Genomic DNA, 16,639 nt, shown 5'->3' on the forward strand with positions numbered 1-16,639 from the left:
TGCCTGCCGACGAACTGCCGGCCCAAAGCGCGTCATGCGCCCTGCGGCATGACGCATATCTGGTTCAGTGGCAGAGCTTGGCTTTGTAGTCCGACGCAAAATTTTCGGCGGTGATGTATTCCGGGTCCGTGAAGGACTGAACGGGAAGCTTCGTTCCGTCCTTGATGGAGGCCAAGAGAATCTTCACCGCCAGCGCGCCATGATTTTCCGAATTGAGCCACATCGTACCACGGAACGCCGAGGGCTTTCCGGATCCGAAAGCGTCACAAGCGCGGCTCCCGTCGATGCCGATCCCCATGCCCTGGTCTGCGGTATAGCCGGCGTTTTCCAGGGCTCGCGCACCACCCAGCACGCCATCATCGTTGCATGAATAGAATATCCAGTTCGTGACGCTGGGATTGGCCGTCAATGTGGTGGTCATCACGTCGATGGCGTTGACCATCGTATTGTCGTAGGGGACGCGAACGATATTGCCCGGCTTGAAATCGGACACCGCCTTCAGGAATGCTTCTTCCGCGCCCTTGTTGCGCTGCATGCAGGTATCCGCTTTGCGGTCCTCGATCGACGCGATGCGCACCTCTTTACCCGCCCAGCCGTCGGCCTTGTAGAGCTTGGCAAGCTCTTCGCCCACCCGCGCACCGATGTTGTAGGCATTCATGCCGACATAGGGGACCTGAGTGCCGTCCTCGTAGTAGATGTCGTCGTCGACCGCCACCAAGGGAATTTTTGCGGCCTTTGCTTTCTCGGCGATGACCGGTCCCAGCGCCTTGTCGGGGACGACAATGGCGATGCCTTTTACGCCATCGCCGACCATCGTATCGAAGGTCGTGATCGTCAAATTGGCGTCGAACTGAACGTCCTGCGACACGAACGCAGCCCCTGCCGCCTCGGCCGCTTTCTTGGCGCCGCCGACTTCGGCGACAAACCATGGATGGTCTCCCATCTTGTTGATGTAGCCGATCTTGATGTCGTCTGCGCTTGCTGCGCCACTCATCAGTCCGGCAGCCAGTACCGCAAATGTCGCCAAAGCCTTTGTTGTGGTTTTCATGAAGATCCTCCCTGAGAGCTCGATGGTCGTTGCTAGTCGTGGTAGAGAACCGAGCGCCCACCATCGATGGTGATCGTCTCGGCATTTATGAACGGCGCTTCGTCCGAAGCGAGGAAAACCGCCGTCATTGCAACCTCGTCCGGCCGGCCAATGCGCTTGGGCGGATGAAGGTCGTAGGCTCGCCGCTTCTCCTCGGCGGGGTTCGGGAATGTGTTCCAGTAGGCTTCCGCGATCGGCGTCTCGATATAGCCGGGGGCGATCGCGTTCACCCGGATACCGCGCGCGGCATATTCGATGGCCAGCGAACGGGTCAGGCCCAAAAGTGCATGCTTGGCGACCGGATACGGGAATGTACGGGGAATGATCTGGAACGCGTGACAGCTCGCTATGTTGACGATAGACCCCGAGCCCTTCGCCAGCATCGTCGGCAAGACTGCCTTGGCGCAGAACCATGCGGCCTGGAGGTCTAGCTTGAGACAGCGGTCCCATTCCTCATCCGGCATCGCCAGTGGTTCGTAGAAGACGTTGGCACCGGCATTGTTGACGAGAACGTCGACGCCGCCATAGCTCGTGATCGTGCGGGCGACCATGTCCGCGACCGCGGATGCGTCCGTGACATCCGTCTCGACGAACGTTACGTCGGCGCCTCCGACACGCAGTTCGTCGGCGATCGCTTTGCCGCTTGCCGCATTCAGTTCGGCAATGACGGTCTTTGCCCCATGCATCGCAAAAGCCCGGGCGGTGGCGGCACCGATGCCTTGGCCGGCGCCTGTGACGATTGCGATCTTTCCTTGCAGCCGGCCTGCCATTGCATTCACCAGTCGACCACGGTGCCGTCCGGCATGACGGCGTTGCGGGCATGCAGCACTTCCTGCTTGAAGGGGTGGCGCGCGATAACGTCCTCCTTGACGGTGACGCCAAGGCCCGGCAGTTCGGGCAGATCCCAGCGGCCTGGCTTGCGCCGAATTGGCCAGGTAACGACATCGTCGTACCAGGCGACGGCACCGGACATCTCCTCCTGAATGACAACGTTTGGGGTCGATATGCCGAAATGAAGAGCAGCCACACCGGCGATCGGACCGAGCGGGTTGTGCGGCGCAAGGCCGATGCCTGCGGTTTCCGCCATGGCCGCGATCTTCTTTGTCTCGAGCAGACCGCCAGTGTGGCAAATATCCGGCTGGGCAATGTTGAAGGCGCGGGCTGCGATCGAGTGCGTGAATTCGCGGCGCCCGATCAGCCGTTCGCCGGACGCGATCGGCACGGCCGATCGCGCCGTGATATGCGCCAGTCCGGCAACATCTTCGGGCGGCACGGGCTCTTCCGCGAACATGATGCGGGCCGGCTCGATTGCCTTGAGGTAATCCATCGCCGCGTTAACCGATGCAGGGCGTCCGTGGAAATCAACCATGATGTCGATATCCGGGCCTACCGCCTCGCGAAGTGAGCCAACCATGTTGGCAACAGAATCGACTGCCTTCGCAGGAGACACGTAGTGGGTGTAGGGAATGCAGACGACCTTGACCGCATCGTAGCCTGCTTGCGTCACGATGCGTCCGCGTTCCACGATGGCATCCGCGGATCCGGTCTCATAGACCGCCTTCATGTCCCCGAGGCCGAGATGCGTATAGGTGCGCAGATAGTCGCGGACCCGACCGCCCAAAAGGCGCCAGACGGGGACGCCCAACGACTTGCCCAATATGTCCCAGAGCGCGATCTCGATGCCGCTGACGGCGGACATTCCCTCGACGCCAAGACGCCAAAAGCCGTGCCGCGTAAGTATCTGGTAGCACTGCTCCACATTGCGCGGATCTTGCCCGATGAGCAGGGCCTCAAGGTCCTGAAGCGCCCCAACGACGGCTCGGGTCTTCCATTCCAGCGTTGCCTCACCCCAGCCAAACAGCCCGGGCTCGTCGGTTTCGACGCGAACGAAGACCCAGTTGCGCATTTCCGCATTGCAGACGCGCGCCTTGATGGCCGTGATTTTCATTGGTCCTCCCAGACCTGCCGTCTTTTTTAGAGGCAATATGTATGATTTATTACGGATAATATGAACGAGTCAAGCGCAACATCGATGTGGACCAGCGCCTCGCCTCGACGTTCAGCGCAAATGCGCAACCATCATGTCCTCGCCACCCATCCAGCGCAGGCATCAGCAGCTCACTCAGCTTGCCTGATCAGTATTCGCTGACGTCGATGACAGCCTGGGCAAAGGCTTGCGGGGCTTCTTGAGGCAAGTTGTGGCCGATACCGCCGATGATGATCCGGTGCGTGTATCTGCCCGAGAATTTCTTGGCGTAGGAACTGCTGTCGGGATGGGGTGCACCATTGGCATCACCCTCAAGGGTAATGGTCGGCACTGTGATCACGGGAGCTTCGGCCAGCCGGTTTTCCAGAACGTCATATTCCGGCTCGCCATGTGCCAGGCCGAGCCTCCAGCGGTAATTGTGAATGACGATGCTGACGTGATCCGGGTTGTCCAGGGCTGCGGCGCTGCGCTGGAAGGTGTCATCGTCGAAATTCCACTGCGGCGAAGCGAGTTTCCAGATGAGTTTGGCGAAATCGCGCGTGTATTTCTCGTAGCCGGCGCGGCCGCGATCCGTGGCGAAGTAATACTGATACCACCATTGAAGCTCCACCTCCGGTGGCAGCGGCACCACGCCGACCTGCTGATTTCCGATTAGATAGCCGCTCACCGAGACGATCGCCTTGCAACGCTCCGGCCAGAGCGCGGCAACGACATTGGCCGTTCGGGCGCCCCAGTCGCAGCCGGCGATCGTGGCCTTTTCGATCCCCAGCGCATCCATCAGCGCGATCGCATCCGCGGCGAGCGCCGACTGCTGGCCATTGCGCATCGTCTCGTCCGACAAAAATCGCGTAGTGCCGTAGCCGCGCAGGTAGGGCACAATCACGCGGTACCCCTTTGCGGCAAGCAGGCGAGCGACGTCGGTGTAAGTGTGAATGTCATAAGGCCAGCCATGAAGCAGGATCACTGGGGCACCTTCGGCGGGCCCTAGCTCCGCATATCCGACGCTCAGCTTTCCGGCATTGACCTGGCTGAGCGAGCCGAATGATTTCTGCCTGGGTTGCATCGCGGATGCCTTCGCCTCGACCGTCCAAGTGGCTGCCGGTGCGTTCAAGCCGAGTTCGGTGGCGGCGAACGTCATTGCCGTTGCACCAACAATGCGTCGGCGGCGATGATCGACCGTCTCGGGAGCTTTATTCGCATTCATGATGAAGCCTCTATGATGACCAACAAGCGGGAGCGACCAGAACCCGCCGCCGTATCGGCCGACAGGAAATATTGCGCCTATTCCGACGGTGACTGCGACGAATCCAGGATTGTAACCGCTCGGCCAGGAGGCAGTGCGGCGAATTCTGACCGGATGCCGGTAAGGTCCAGCGTTTCCTCGATTTCCCTCCTGAGAAATTCGAGACGTAGGCCGTCCCCGCGCTTGGAAGCGGCTGGATGTAGCATCCGCAGAAACGGCAGCATGAGAATGACTCCTGATCTTTGTTGGGGTGAGAGGATATATTGCGTCTGATCTTATGCTCGGAGCCACCCTCGGCTTTTAGACGAGGCCCTCACGATCCATTGCGATGCGCACGGCCGGTCGCGCAGCCATTCGGGCGCGAAGCGCTTGCAAAGGCGCGGGAACAGGGACGTGGAAGCGGGCCGCCCAAAGCAGCATCACGAAAAGATAAAAATCCGCCACGCTGGGTTTGTCGCCGAACAGATAGTCGGTCTCGAGCCCGTCAGCGACGAACTCGAGTTGGCTCGTAATCGCCGCGCTCGCCTTGGCCTTTTCGGCATCGCTGCTTTGGTGCCACATCGGCTTGAAGCTTCGGTGTATTTCAGTTGAGACGTAGGCCAGCGCTTCGAGAACGCGGGTACGGCCCAACGGCCCCGCCACTCCCAGTGCCGGGTATTGTGACGCAATCCAGTCGAGGACTGCGATATTTTCCGTCAGCGCTTCGCCGCTATCCAGCACGAGGGCTGGAACATAGCCCTTGCGCGTGACGGTGGTGAAATCATCCCCGGAGCTCGTTCGTTTGGTTTTGAGGTTCACGCTTTCGCGCTCGAAGGAAACACCGGCCTCTTCCAATGCGATGTGATCCGCCAGGCTACAGGCGAGAGGGCTGTAGTAGAGTTTCACCGTTTTCCCTTTCTGACCCCGATTGAGTTCCGCAATTGGTCGTCGCCGGGCGAAAACCTGCCCAGCGCCACGCGAGACAACTGCTCCAAAAACTCGCACTTGGCGGGGACGACGACTACGACACCGACAGCTAGGCATGCCTGTGCCGAGGTATGATCGGGCTGAAGTTCGGGATCGCCGTGCGCAATGCCGGACGGTATCTCAGCTCAGTGGCCAACGGTTACCTGGAGGAATTCAGAACCTTCCATGACGGCGTCATCGCCAGCCCGGCCAGTCCTTCGCTCAGGAAATCATAAACGAAAGTATTGGACGCACGCGCCGTTGGCACGATGGCTCACACCCGGCCACGGCCGGCATATTCCGCGCGGCATGAGCAGACTGGAAGGCGAAAGCTGTGGCCTGCTTTTGCTCGATTGCCACCAACGCGATGACGCAGCTTCCAACATAGGAGTCGCCATCATGGCCGACCTTTCCGAAACCTCCACAGCCGAGCACACATTGCACGTCGAAGCGCCCGACGCGATCGAGGTCGACGTCTCCTCGCTGAGGCCAGGAACGTCGCTGATCGTCGACTGGCACGGCAATCCGGTGGTCGTGCGCAACCGCACTGAGCAAGAGATGAAGGACGGCCAGTCAGTCAGTCTCGCCGAGCTCAAGGATCCAATCGCCCGCAACGCCAACCTGCCGGTCGACGCGCCGGCAACCGACGCTAACCGAACTATGCCGGGCAAGGAAGCCTGGGTGGTGATGGTCCAGGTCTGCACCCATCTCGGCTGCATCCCGCATGGTCAGGAAGGCGACTTCGATGGCTGGTTCTGTCCGTGCCACGGTTCACAATACGACACCGCCGGCCGCATCCGCAAAGGTCCGGCACCCGAGAACATGGCGGTACCGGTGTTCCAGTTCGTTTCCGACACCAAGATCCGCATTGGTTGAGGCAGGGGGCATTTCGATGAGCGGCGACAAACACTCGACCTATACGCCCAAAACCAGAATCGCACGTTGGTTCGATGCCCGCCTGCCGCTGCCGCGGCTGGTGCACGACAGCTTCATCGTCTATCCGGTGCCGCGCAACCTGAACTATGCCTATACGTTCGGCGGCATTCTCACGATCATGCTGGTTTCACAGATCCTGACCGGCATCGTGCTGGCCATGCATTACGCTCCTGATACGGGACTGGCCTTCAATTCAGTCGAGGAGATCATGCGCGACGTGAATTCGGGCTGGTTGCTGCGCTATCTCCATTCCAACGGCGCGTCGTTCTTCTTCATTGCCGTCTACATCCACATCTGCCGCGGGCTCTACTATGGTTCCTACAAGGCGCCGCGTGAGCTGCTGTGGGTGCTCGGTTGCACCAATCTCCTGCTGATGATGGCGACGGCCTTCATGGGCTACGTGCTGCCTTGGGGACAGATGTCGTTCTGGGGCGCTACTGTCATCACCAACTTCTTCACGGCCGTCCCACTGATCGGCGACTGGCTCCAGCAGCTTTTGCTCGGCGGGTTCGCGGTCGACAATCCGACGCTGAACCGCTTCTTTGCGCTGCATTACCTGCTGCCATTTGTGCTTGCGGGCGTGGTGACCTTGCATATCTGGGCGCTTCACGTCGTCGGCCAGAACAATCCGACCGGCATCGAGGTCAAATCGAAAACCGATGTCGTGGACTTCACGCCCTATGCCACCGTCAAAGATGCCTTCGGCATCCTCGTGTTCCTGTTCTTCTTCGCCTATTTCGTCTTCTACCTGCCGAACTATCTCGGCCATCCCGACAACAACACGATCGCCAATCCGCTGAAGACGCCGGCCCACATCGTGCCGGAATGGTATTTCTTGCCGTTTTACGCGATCCTGCGGGCCATCACCTTCAATATCGGGCCGATCGATTCCAAGCTCGGCGGCGTGCTCGCGATGTTCGGCTCGATCGCGGTGCTGTTCCTGGTGCCGTGGCTCGACACCTCGAAGGTGCGCTCGGCGGTCTACCGCCCCTGGTACAGGGTGCTCTTCTGGCTGTTCGTTGCCAATGCCCTCTTTCTCGGCTGGCTCGGCTCCCGACCGGCGGAAGGCGCCTACGTCGTCATGTCCCAACTGGCGACGCTTTACTATTTTGCGTTCTTCGTCATCGCCATGCCGGTGCTCGGGCTGATCGAAAAGCCGCGACGGCTGCCGAATTCGATCACCGAAGCAGTTCTCGAAAAAGACAAGGCCAGCGGCCGAGGCCCGATCGCCGGGCCGGAGGCCAAACATTGAACTGTGAATGGCGGTGATCGTTCATGAACTGGTGGAACTCTCCTCTGGTCTACATCGTGTTGCTCGGCCTCGCCGGGATCGTCGTTTGGACCCTCATCCCCAGACGCTTCGCCAATGCGAAGCTGGTCGTCCAACTCAGCTTTTTCCTCGCGATGTCGGCCATGGTTCTCGACCTGCGCGTCGTGCCATACGAGGCCGCAGGGGACAACGAGACAACCGGAGGAGCGATCCTCATGGGCTCGGTCAAGCTGCTCTGGTGGGTTCACCTTGCCTGGGCGCTAATCGGATTTGTCCGTATCTATCTCGTTTTTGAGCGAAAGCCGCGCGAGGCACGTCTCCTGCAGGACGTCGTGGTCGGTATCGTCTATGCTGGAATGTTCCTGTCGATCCTGGCGTTCGTCTTTGCGGTGCCGGTCGGAACGCTCATTGCCACGTCCGGCGTGTTTGCCGTCATCCTGGGACTGGCGCTCCAGAATACGCTCGGTGACGTATTTTCGGGGATCGCGCTTAACCTCGGCCGCCCTTACGTACTTGGAAACTGGATCATTCTGAGCGACGGAACCGAAGGCCGCGTTGTCGAGACCAACTGGCGGTCGACCCAACTCCTGACCCCGACCCACAATGTCGTCGCGCTTCCGAACAGCCTTCTCGCCAAGATCGGGGTAACAAATCTAAGCGGTCCGGACGAGAGCCATGGACTTGCCGTAACCGTCAAGATGGCGCCAACGAAGACGCCGGCGATCATCGTAGACCTCATGCGCACCGTCTTGCTGAGCTGCAATTCAATCCTCCAGGACCCTTCGCCTTTGGTCACAATCAGAAGCCTGGATGCGGCAGCTATCGAGATCGAGTTGTTTTTTCGCGTCGCAAATCTTGACCAGCGAAGTGCCGCTCGGAACGAAATCTTCGATCTCATTTATCGCCATTCAAAGTCGACCGGCATGCTGCTGGCGGAGCCACTTTCGGCTTCGATTGCCATGACCAACCGGCTGAGCGACGAGAAGGCAGCCTCCCAAAGCTTCACCCCGATCGAACTCATCAGGTCCATACCGGTATTCTCGGCGCTAACGGATACCGAGCAGGAGTCGCTCGCCGCAGCGGCCTCGGTTCGCACCTACCATAAGGGCGAGATCATCGCACGACGGGGAGAGATGCTGCCGTCGCTCATGATCGTACGGACGGGAGTTATCGTCCGGCAAATTGGCGAGGACGATGCTCACCTGCAGGAGATCGGCCGGCTTGCACCCGGCGATTTCTTCGGCGAGACCGGCTTGCTCGCCGGCATTGGCGAGATGTCGAGTTTGCGGGCAATGACCCCCGTCGAGGTTTACGAGATAGACCAGGAAAGCTTTGCGCCGCTGCTGCACGAAAGGCCCGAAATGGCTGAAGATCTTGCGGCGATCCTGTCGAAGAGGGTGTCGGCTCTTAATGAAAGCGGCATCGCCGGACAGAACCACGCGAGCTCCAAATTCGCGCTCCTCAAAGCCATTCAGACAGTCTTTCGCGCCGCTCCGTTCAAGCGCGTTCGAGCACCTGGCTGACAAGGCATGCAGAAGGACAGAGATCCATGACCATCCGCCAAAGCGATATCACAGGCATCGATACAATCATCCAGCCGGCTATCCGTGATTTTGCCGACGGACTGAAGATAAGGCGCGTATTGCCCTCCTCGAATCGCCTGATGATCGGGCCCTTCATCCTGTTCGACCATTTCGGCCCCGCTATATTCGACGCAGGTCACGGTTTCGATATGGGACCGCATCCGCATATCGGCGTTGCGGCCGTGACCTACCTGATCGACGGCGAGATCGTCCACCGCGACAATTTCGGTAAAGTGCAGACCATCCGTCCTGGCGAGGTCAACTGGATGACGGCCGGGTCGGGCATCGTCCATTCCGAGCGCACGCCACCGGAAGTCCGGGCGTCGGGAAGCAATCTCTTCGGCGCTCAGGCTTGGATCGCCCTCCCCTCCCGCTATGAAGAAATTGCCGCCGACGTCGCACATTTTGGCGCTCCCGAAATACCCAGGATCTGTGCCGACGGCGTCGAGCTTACGTTGATCGCCGGCGCGTCCGACGGGTTGGTCTCGCCGGTAAGGACGTTCTCCGACATGGTCTATGCCGAAATTGTGCTCACGAGCGGTGCGCGATACCAGGTGAAACCCGAACACCGTGAGCGTGCAATCTACATCGTCGCCGGTGAGGTTGGAATTGTCGGCCAGTTCGGGACGTTTCATGAGGCCGAATTGATAGCTCTGGCGCCCGGCGCTGAGATTGTGCTCCAGGCGCCTGCCTTCCATGCGGCGAGGCTGATGCTGATAGGAGGCGAGCCCTTTTCCGAGCCACGTCATATCTATTGGAACTTCGTCTCCTCTTCAGCCGAACGGATCGAGCAGGCAAAGGCGGATTGGCGCGAACGCCGCTTCTCCGGCGTGCCGGGAGACCACGAGTTCATGCCTCTGCCAGATCGCAGCGTGTGAGGGATAAGGCAGCGGATGGTGACCTCAGCGCCGCGACAGCTTTACGCCGGTGGCGTAGGCAGACCACTACGATATCAAGTAGAGATCGTTCATCGTTTCCTCGTCGAGCAAACCGTCGAACCAGACGTCGAAGATTGTCTCGAGCAGGAACTCGTCGTTGCTTGCTTCGGAAAACAGCGTGAGGGACGCGTGCAACTTCTTCGCATCAACCCCACCGAAGACAGCGCGAGCGCTTAGGCCGGAGAGCCGCTGCAGTGTGCCAACACATTCCCGATAACGGCCTCCTAGGATCGGAAATGAGAGATAAGCGCTGGCTTCGTCGAGCGATGTGATTGAATATGGCTCAGGCGCAGTACCGCTTCGCCTGGTGGCCAACCTTGGGAAGATGAACTCCATATAGGGAGTGCACATCATTCCTTGACGGAGAATAGCCAGCGCGTCGTCGTAGACCGGATCCTGTGCGCTGACGAACCTCTGCAAATCATACTCGTCGTGCATTAGGATAGATCCCTGGGAAACCCTCAACATTCGTGCCCTGACTAGCCGTCGACGACATCTGCATAGTCCGGGTGCTTGGCGAAAAAGCGGCTCATGAAGGGACATTTCAAGATCGCTTTACGGCCGGTTTTGCGGAGCAGCTCGAAGGTGCCCTGCGCCAATCGCGACGCGATCCCTTGTCCGGAAAATTCCGACGGGACTTCGGTGTGTATCAGCGCGACCTTCCCGCCCTCGAGCCGATAGTAGGCCGCCGCAAACATATCGCCGGCGATCGGCAGCTCGAAACGGTCCTGTTCGACGTTTTCAACGACTTGTGCATCCATCTTTATCTCTCGATTGTATGTCACGTTTGTCACCGGAGGGAGATTGGCCGGCCGCTATCGCACCGCAGGCAACCGCAGAGTGACGGTCGTGCCTGCCCCAAGTGTGCTCTGAATATCGATGCTTCCGCCTGACTGCTCGGCAAAGCGCTTCACCATCGGCAAACCGACGCCGCCGAGGCCTTCGCTTTTGGTGGTGAAGAACGGATCGAAGGCGCAGACCATCGTCTCGCTGGTCATCCCGATACCGCTGTCCGCGACACGGATATCTACCTGACCGGCGGTAGAGCTTTCAGAGGCCAAGCCGGCATCGATCGAGATGAAGCCGCCGTCAGGCATTGCATCGCGCGCGTTGAACAGAAGATTCAGAACCGCATTTTGCAATCCAAGGCGATCGCATCTCACCAAAGGCAGGTCCGATCCAACCCGAAGCTCAAGACCGAAATTGGCATCCAAGGCGCTCCGCACGAGGGTTTCGATCTCAGCCAGGCAAGCACCTACGTTTGTGTATTCGATTTCCGCGGGGCTCTCTCGGGCCAGGCTGATGGTTTGCCGGACAAGGCCACCAGCCCGTTCCAAAGCCGTTTTGGCGCCGGCAACTACAGGCCCAAGCGCCGGAGCCGCTTGGATGCTCGGATCGCGGGCCAGGTGGTTCAACGCCGACGAGGCGACCTGAATGAGATTGCCCAGGTCATGGACGATGCCGGCCGTCGACATTTGCACGGACATACCACTTCCAGGACCATCGGATGGGCTGTCGAAGACATCTTCTTTTATGTCCGGACGAAACATTTCATTACCCCGTTGGCTCAGCCGACACCTATTTGCTTCAATACACTATAATTTATGGTATTTATTATCCATTATGTCTAAGAAGACTCCGATACATACTTCTGTATATCCAAACGCGAGACCATGATCTATTGATAGCCGATCCCGCTGATGTAGTTGGCAAGCAGCCGTTCCTGCAGTTCCTCTTGTTTGAAGAGCGCCTTCATCGCATCACGGATATCGAGGACGCCTAGCGGTTTCGAGTCAGCCCCGAGCACCGGCACATTCTGCAGGCCTTGCGCGGCCATGGTCTGCCAGACTGAATGAAGATCATCATCGGGACCACAAGACACGATGGACCGGCTCATCAATGCCGCAATCGGCGCTTCTGTTGGCCCTGAATTCGCTAGATGGCGGACAAGGTCGGACTTGCTCAGCACGCCTGCCGCCTCCCCACTGCCGTGGCACACCACGACCAGGCCTATTGCGGGCCTGGAAAGTGAGAGTGCTGCACTGCGGAGTGGAGCGTCGACGTCGATCACCATGAGACGGGCCGATATTACTGGATGCAGACTGTCAATGCGCATGACGCCCTCCTGAGAGCGCCTCGCGGCCGCGGCCGGGAGGCTGGGATCGGTTCCAGGGTTTGGTCGCCGAGGTCGGCGCCTTTGCCTGGCCGGTCAGAATGGCGCGAAAACAAGCGCCATTCTGACCCATTCCAAAGATTAGCTTAGCGCTGCTTTGCTCAGGCCAAACTTCGCATCCCCCGAGCCCGGGACCGGTTTGAAGCCGATGTTCAGACGGTTCCAAGAATTGACCGCCATGACGACGAAGGTCAGATCGGAGATTTCCTTCTCGGAAAGCTGCGACCTGACCCGATCGTAGACCTCGTCCGGGACACCCTGCTCGGGCAGCTTGGTCAAGACTTCCGTCCATGCCAAGGCTGCACGCTCGCGAGGAACGAACAAGGTCGAATCCCGCCAGGCTGCCAGGTGGTAAAGGCGCAGTTCGCGCTCGCCATGTATCTTCGCCTGTTTGACGTGCATATCGAGGCAGAAGGTGCACCCATTCAGCTGCGCGGCTCGGACTGCAACAAGGTCGCGGATTGGTTCTTCGATTGACCCCTCTCGCGTCGCACCAAGAAATTCAATAAATTTCTTCAGAAGTTCCGGCGACTGCTCCGCATAACTCGCGCGTTGGGCGACGGCTTTTCCTTTCGGAGCGACCGGTGACGCTGCAATATTCATTACTTATCTCCTTGAGGTGTTTGCAATCCATTGCAGCGTAAGGATGACCGGTGAGCCAAACTGTTGCTATCGTGCCGATGATATGTATTGCCACTCGATTGGTTTTGGGCGCCTAAACCGAAGTATAGGAGGTGGAAATTGGTACCCTGAACGCTGCCATCGGCAATTCGCTTTGCCGCAGGCATGCGACAGGCGCACAGCGTTTGGGTCATATGAAGGGCTCGGCTGAGCTGGCCAGCGTCGATCGAGAGACCTGGATCGAAACTGCGTTCACTCTTCGAAGGGAGCGTTCATCACAAGATCAACTGCCGAAGTCGCCTTGTAGCCTGAAACAAAGCGCTCGCCGAAGTCCCGGGCAAAGTTGTCGTAGGTGGTTTCCGGCCTGACCTCGGCGATATGGCAAAAGCATCGAGTCATCCGTCGCTTCATTTGGAGGCGTGGAAACTCACCGATGATCTTTGCAATCTCGGCTGACGAAACGAGGCTGTATTGCAAGCCGACGACATCGAGGCAGATGCCGGCTGTGCAAAGCGCCACCTCAGCCTCCTTGTAGAGGCCGATCGACGGCGTCGAGTTGAGGGCGATGCTGTCCCAGATCAATTGGGCGCGCCGCTCGTCGAAGCCGCCTTCCCGAACGAAGGTGCGGGCGAGATCGGCGCCTTCCACTTCGAAACGGCGCGGCCCGGCGAAGTCCTCATTGAGGGTGACGTCATGCAACAGAGTTGCAACGGCAACAACCTCCGCGTCGTGCTGGATATTCTGAATCTGTCCGATCCGGGCCGCGAAAAGCCAGGATCGGACCACGTGGTTGAACAAGTAAGGTTCACATCGCTCGCGAGCATGTTCGATCGCTCGGCCGACAAGCGGTGTATCGGGGACCGAAATCCCCGCAAGTGTGCGGCTGGCGATCGAATTCATGTCACTGACCGTCCCTTCGCATACGCCCCGATGGTCCGGGGGGCCACGATTTCATTTCGCGTTCGTCGTCAGTTCCTTTTCGCTGGTGTCGACGACGAAAATAGCAAGCAGACGAGCGCCTTCCGTGTTGCTGGCGTTTTCGCTGACGGCATGACGGTCGCCCGGGAATTCCGAGAAACTCTCGCCGGCGCGATAAGTCTTCACCGGCCCATCGTTGACCTGGCTTCGGATCGTCCCCTCCAGGACCGTGGCATAGATGAACGCGGATTTGGGATGGGTATGGGCCGGCGACGTACCCCCCGGCGCGTACTCGACGAGCACGGCTTTCATGCTCTTGCCAGGCACGTTTGGAAGAGTCTGGTCGTAGACAAGCTTCACGCTGGCGGCGTCTTTGGCCATTGCTGCGGTGACGGAAGCGGCGGTGAGCGCGGCGCAGAGAAGTGTTTTGATCATGTCTGGTCTCCTTGTTGTAATGCGAATGGTGGGCCTATCCGATGATTGCTTACTTCGGTGGTGTGTATCGGCTGAGCCAATCATCGAAACGCACGGCGCCGATGCGCGCATTCTCGCCGGGCACCAGCGTTCGATCGTCGATTGCCACCTGGCCGTAGTAGAGCGCGCCGGGATCCGGGACGACTTTGCGCGGGTCGTTGGTGGCCTTCAGGAAGCGCTCGACAAGTTCGCTCATGCGAACGCGCTCCGGGCCGGCAATTTCGATCATGCCGTTCAACGGCGCGGCAAGCGCGACGTCCGCCATCGCATCGGCAACATTATCAGCCGCCATGGGTTGGAAGTAGGCCGGTGACATATGAATGGTATCTCCGACGGCGCCCGTGTTTGCGATGGCGGCGGTGAATTCGAAGAACTGCGTGGCGTGAACGATCGTGTAGGGAATTCCGGACTCCCTGATCAGCTTTTCCTGAAGCAATTTGCCGCGGAAATAGCCCATGCCCTGCAGCCGGTCGGTACCGACGACCGACAGCGCCACGTGATGACGGACACCGGCAGCCGTTTCGGCGGCAAAGAGATTACGCCCGGATGCCTCGAAGAACTCCAGGGCAACCTTTTCCTCGAACGACGGCGAGTTCGCGAGGTCGACGACGACCTGCGCACCGGAAAGCGCGGCGGCCAGACCCTCTCCCGTAACGGTGTTGACGCCCGAATTCGGCGACGCCGCAAGCACGTCGTGTCCTTTGTTTCGCAGTCTCTCCACGGTCTTTGAACCGATCAGCCCGGTTCCGCCTATGACGACGATCTTCATGTCTAGTCTCCTGGTGTTGCGTGTCTATTTTCGTTGCTCGATCGGATGCTGGGCGTTTCCGGCCTGCTACTGACTGACCGATGCAGCAGCATCCTCGATGAGTGACGTGACCTCGTCGGGATGCGAGACCATGAGCGCGTGGGACGCGCCCTCGATGACGACGGTCTTTACCGCGTGCGCACGCTTGGCCATGAAACTCATGACGGCTGCCGGGATGTTCCGGTCATCTGAGCCGTAGATCATGTAGGACGGCAGCGTCTTCCATGAGGCGACGCCCGAGGCTTCAGCCAGAGCTGCCTGCGCAACAGGGCGTTGAGTGGCAGCCATCAGCAAGGTCTGCTCTTCCGGAACGTCGGCGGCGAACTGGGCGCGGAACTTGGCCGGCTGGATGAAGAGGTCTTGTCCGCCGTCCGGCAACGCGACTGGAGCAAGCGCGCTACCCAAGGTGCTGCCGGGAAACATGCTGGACAATGTAAGGCTCGATTCGCCGGTATCCGGCGCGAATCCCGCCACGTAGACCAAGGCCTTCACATTAGGATTGCCATTGGCGGCCTCGGTGATGACAGGCCCGCCGTAGGAATGCCCCACCAGCACGACCGGCCCGGAAACCGACCGGACGATGGCTGAGACTGCTTTCGCATCGCTGGCAACGCTGCGGAGCGGATTGGCTGCGGCTATCGCTACATAACCGTCTTTGCTGAGTTTCGTGATGACTGCGTCCCAACTCGACGATTCCGCGAAGGCGCCGTGCACCAGTACGATCGTCGGCTTGGGCTGAGAATTCGCGGCCTGCGCCATCCCGCCGCCCGACGCGGCAAGCGCCGCAGTGAGCGCCAGGACTCGAGTTATGTTTCGCATTTGCTTTCTCCCGTGTGGCCTGTGGTGACCAATGCTCAGGAGAATGCGCCGATGCGGCCCGCCAACCTATTGTGCGGAAGGGTCTGTCATACAATGCCAAGGTGCAGGGTAGGTCACCAGGGAGATCAGGTGCCTTGCAGCATGATTGAGGTATTTATGCCGAGTGTGCACTGTCGGCAGCCGTCTGAGCAGACACTGAGGGCGCGCGCGGCCGGAGAGTGTTTGCAAGACGCCGCTGCCGCCGTGGCGAGAACCTGGCGCGGTCGATCCGTTGAGCGCTGGTGAGCCGGCCGGATCGAACACGGCGGCAAAGCCTCCTCTCGTCAACGACATAGTTCCTGGCCTTCGGCCCGCATCGCCCAATGCCTTGGTATGGGTCAAACCGCCGGACCGTCTGATCGTGTCGCTGGGTCACGACATTTATATTTGTATGGGTGAATACCATCCAAGCTATTAATGGAGTTACTGAAATGAAAATGACAGTCCTTGCTGCCGTCGCGCTTGTTATTACAGCAGGAAGCGCCATTGCCGGAAGCGACCACTATGGATCAAACGGAGCCCAGCAGCCTGCGACTGCGTCTGACAACATGTATACATCCTCGATCAGAAAAATGAACAGCGATACCGGGGTGCCGAAAACCGTACGCAAGCCGACTGTTCCCAACGATGAATATGGCCAGGGCATCTGGGGTCACTGATCCCGACCTACAGAAAATTGAAGGACCGGGGCGAGACCTCGGTCCTTCAGCCGTATCGGCGAGCCGACTTCTCTCTTGCGCGTCGATCCCTGCAATGCGACTTGCCGCTTACAATTTGCACCACGTCGGCGAAACGTCT

At 59.4% G+C, this 16,639-nt stretch carries 19 protein-coding genes; 5 read left to right on the plus strand and 14 right to left on the minus strand.

Annotated features, from left to right (window positions below; translation table 11 throughout):
• Positions 1 to 64: 64 nt before the first annotated feature.
• From NKH89_RS04630 to NKH89_RS04650, 5 genes are all read right to left on the minus strand, one after another.
• Complete coding sequence (locus tag NKH89_RS04630; protein WP_023717009.1) at positions 65 to 1,048, minus strand: substrate-binding domain-containing protein; 984 nt, start codon at positions 1,046 to 1,048, stop codon at positions 65 to 67.
• A gap of 32 nt (positions 1,049 to 1,080) precedes the next feature.
• Positions 1,081 to 1,857 (minus strand): SDR family oxidoreductase, encoded by a 777-nt coding sequence (locus tag NKH89_RS04635; protein WP_352908450.1) that lies wholly within the window; start codon positions 1,855 to 1,857, stop codon positions 1,081 to 1,083.
• A 5-nt stretch (positions 1,858 to 1,862) separates the two neighbouring features.
• On the minus strand, positions 1,863 to 3,035 hold the full coding sequence (dgoD, locus tag NKH89_RS04640) for a galactonate dehydratase (protein ID WP_023717007.1): 1,173 nt from the start codon (positions 3,033 to 3,035) through the stop codon (positions 1,863 to 1,865).
• 187 nt (positions 3,036 to 3,222) lie between these two features.
• Positions 3,223 to 4,278 (minus strand): alpha/beta fold hydrolase, encoded by a 1,056-nt coding sequence (locus NKH89_RS04645; protein WP_352483847.1) that lies wholly within the window; start codon positions 4,276 to 4,278, stop codon positions 3,223 to 3,225.
• Positions 4,279 to 4,617: 339 nt separating this feature from the next.
• Positions 4,618 to 5,202 (minus strand): glutathione binding-like protein, encoded by a 585-nt coding sequence (locus tag NKH89_RS04650; protein WP_023717005.1) that lies wholly within the window; start codon positions 5,200 to 5,202, stop codon positions 4,618 to 4,620.
• 459 nt (positions 5,203 to 5,661) lie between these two features.
• Between NKH89_RS04650 and petA the strand changes: the two genes are divergently transcribed.
• From petA to NKH89_RS04670, 4 genes are read left to right on the plus strand one after another with little or no spacing between them, the layout of a single operon-like run.
• A complete protein-coding gene (petA, locus tag NKH89_RS04655) occupies positions 5,662 to 6,138 on the plus strand; it encodes a ubiquinol-cytochrome c reductase iron-sulfur subunit (protein WP_031193388.1) in 477 nt (158 codons plus the stop codon).
• Between the two features lie 16 nt (positions 6,139 to 6,154).
• Positions 6,155 to 7,450, plus strand: a complete 1,296-nt coding sequence (locus NKH89_RS04660) for a cytochrome b (protein WP_352483846.1) — start codon at positions 6,155 to 6,157, stop codon at positions 7,448 to 7,450.
• A 23-nt stretch (positions 7,451 to 7,473) separates the two neighbouring features.
• Complete coding sequence (locus NKH89_RS04665) at positions 7,474 to 8,991, plus strand: mechanosensitive ion channel family protein (protein WP_023717001.1); 1,518 nt, start codon at positions 7,474 to 7,476, stop codon at positions 8,989 to 8,991.
• Positions 8,992 to 9,017: 26 nt separating this feature from the next.
• Positions 9,018 to 9,929: a pirin family protein gene (locus NKH89_RS04670; protein ID WP_023717000.1), complete on the plus strand. Its 912-nt coding sequence runs from the start codon at positions 9,018 to 9,020 to the stop codon at positions 9,927 to 9,929.
• Positions 9,930 to 9,995: 66 nt separating this feature from the next.
• Here the strand turns inward: NKH89_RS04670 and NKH89_RS04675 are convergent, their stop codons facing one another.
• From NKH89_RS04675 to NKH89_RS04715, 9 genes are all read right to left on the minus strand, one after another.
• Complete coding sequence (locus NKH89_RS04675; protein WP_352908451.1) at positions 9,996 to 10,427, minus strand: DUF1810 domain-containing protein; 432 nt, start codon at positions 10,425 to 10,427, stop codon at positions 9,996 to 9,998.
• 41 nt (positions 10,428 to 10,468) lie between these two features.
• Positions 10,469 to 10,750 carry a GNAT family N-acetyltransferase gene (locus tag NKH89_RS04680; RefSeq protein ID WP_352483845.1) on the minus strand — a complete coding sequence of 94 codons (282 nt, stop codon included), beginning with the start codon at positions 10,748 to 10,750 and terminating at the stop codon, positions 10,469 to 10,471.
• 54 nt (positions 10,751 to 10,804) lie between these two features.
• Positions 10,805 to 11,539: a sensor histidine kinase gene (locus NKH89_RS04685; protein WP_023716997.1), complete on the minus strand. Its 735-nt coding sequence runs from the start codon at positions 11,537 to 11,539 to the stop codon at positions 10,805 to 10,807.
• 128 nt (positions 11,540 to 11,667) lie between these two features.
• Positions 11,668 to 12,105: a CBS domain-containing protein gene (locus NKH89_RS04690; protein ID WP_352483844.1), complete on the minus strand. Its 438-nt coding sequence runs from the start codon at positions 12,103 to 12,105 to the stop codon at positions 11,668 to 11,670.
• Positions 12,106 to 12,243: 138 nt separating this feature from the next.
• Positions 12,244 to 12,765, minus strand: a complete 522-nt coding sequence (locus NKH89_RS04695; RefSeq protein WP_352483843.1) for a carboxymuconolactone decarboxylase family protein — start codon at positions 12,763 to 12,765, stop codon at positions 12,244 to 12,246.
• 270 nt (positions 12,766 to 13,035) lie between these two features.
• On the minus strand, positions 13,036 to 13,482 hold the full coding sequence (locus NKH89_RS04700; protein WP_352547617.1) for a hypothetical protein: 447 nt from the start codon (positions 13,480 to 13,482) through the stop codon (positions 13,036 to 13,038).
• 252 nt (positions 13,483 to 13,734) lie between these two features.
• Positions 13,735 to 14,136 carry a cupin domain-containing protein gene (locus NKH89_RS04705; RefSeq protein ID WP_352814212.1) on the minus strand — a complete coding sequence of 134 codons (402 nt, stop codon included), beginning with the start codon at positions 14,134 to 14,136 and terminating at the stop codon, positions 13,735 to 13,737.
• Between the two features lie 49 nt (positions 14,137 to 14,185).
• Complete coding sequence (locus NKH89_RS04710) at positions 14,186 to 14,944, minus strand: SDR family oxidoreductase (RefSeq protein WP_023716992.1); 759 nt, start codon at positions 14,942 to 14,944, stop codon at positions 14,186 to 14,188.
• Positions 14,945 to 15,010: 66 nt separating this feature from the next.
• A complete protein-coding gene (locus NKH89_RS04715) occupies positions 15,011 to 15,802 on the minus strand; it encodes an alpha/beta fold hydrolase (RefSeq protein WP_023716991.1) in 792 nt (263 codons plus the stop codon).
• Between the two features lie 470 nt (positions 15,803 to 16,272).
• Here NKH89_RS04715 and NKH89_RS04720 point away from each other — a divergent pair, with 470 nt between their 5' ends.
• A complete protein-coding gene (locus NKH89_RS04720; RefSeq protein WP_352483839.1) occupies positions 16,273 to 16,500 on the plus strand; it encodes a DUF680 domain-containing protein in 228 nt (75 codons plus the stop codon).
• Positions 16,501 to 16,639 lie beyond the last annotated feature (139 nt).

Origin of the sequence: Mesorhizobium sp. M0923, assembly GCF_040319365.1 — a bacterium.
Classification (GTDB): Bacteria; Pseudomonadota; Alphaproteobacteria; order Rhizobiales; family Rhizobiaceae; genus Mesorhizobium.

Excerpts from the sequence above, each read along its gene's own strand:
- NKH89_RS04660 (WP_352483846.1), top strand. The coding sequence starts at position 6,155 with ATGAGCGGCGACAAACACTCGACCTATACGCCCAAAACCAGAATCGCA.
- NKH89_RS04670 (WP_023717000.1), top strand. The coding sequence starts at position 9,018 with ATGACCATCCGCCAAAGCGATATCACAGGCATCGATACAATCATCCAG.
- NKH89_RS04720 (WP_352483839.1), top strand. The coding sequence starts at position 16,273 with ATGAAAATGACAGTCCTTGCTGCCGTCGCGCTTGTTATTACAGCAGGA.
- NKH89_RS04695 (WP_352483843.1), bottom strand. The coding sequence starts at position 12,765 with ATGAATATTGCAGCGTCACCGGTCGCTCCGAAAGGAAAAGCCGTCGCC.
- petA (WP_031193388.1), top strand. The coding sequence starts at position 5,662 with ATGGCCGACCTTTCCGAAACCTCCACAGCCGAGCACACATTGCACGTC.
- NKH89_RS04665 (WP_023717001.1), top strand. The coding sequence starts at position 7,474 with ATGAACTGGTGGAACTCTCCTCTGGTCTACATCGTGTTGCTCGGCCTC.
- NKH89_RS04715 (WP_023716991.1), bottom strand. The coding sequence starts at position 15,802 with ATGCGAAACATAACTCGAGTCCTGGCGCTCACTGCGGCGCTTGCCGCG.
- NKH89_RS04690 (WP_352483844.1), bottom strand. The coding sequence starts at position 12,105 with ATGCGCATTGACAGTCTGCATCCAGTAATATCGGCCCGTCTCATGGTG.
- dgoD (WP_023717007.1), bottom strand. The coding sequence starts at position 3,035 with ATGAAAATCACGGCCATCAAGGCGCGCGTCTGCAATGCGGAAATGCGC.
- NKH89_RS04685 (WP_023716997.1), bottom strand. The coding sequence starts at position 11,539 with ATGTTTCGTCCGGACATAAAAGAAGATGTCTTCGACAGCCCATCCGAT.
- NKH89_RS04635 (WP_352908450.1), bottom strand. The coding sequence starts at position 1,857 with ATGGCAGGCCGGCTGCAAGGAAAGATCGCAATCGTCACAGGCGCCGGC.
- NKH89_RS04645 (WP_352483847.1), bottom strand. The coding sequence starts at position 4,278 with ATGAATGCGAATAAAGCTCCCGAGACGGTCGATCATCGCCGCCGACGC.
- NKH89_RS04680 (WP_352483845.1), bottom strand. The coding sequence starts at position 10,750 with ATGGATGCACAAGTCGTTGAAAACGTCGAACAGGACCGTTTCGAGCTG.
- NKH89_RS04630 (WP_023717009.1), bottom strand. The coding sequence starts at position 1,048 with ATGAAAACCACAACAAAGGCTTTGGCGACATTTGCGGTACTGGCTGCC.
- NKH89_RS04675 (WP_352908451.1), bottom strand. The coding sequence starts at position 10,427 with ATGCACGACGAGTATGATTTGCAGAGGTTCGTCAGCGCACAGGATCCG.
- NKH89_RS04710 (WP_023716992.1), bottom strand. The coding sequence starts at position 14,944 with ATGAAGATCGTCGTCATAGGCGGAACCGGGCTGATCGGTTCAAAGACC.
- NKH89_RS04705 (WP_352814212.1), bottom strand. The coding sequence starts at position 14,136 with ATGATCAAAACACTTCTCTGCGCCGCGCTCACCGCCGCTTCCGTCACC.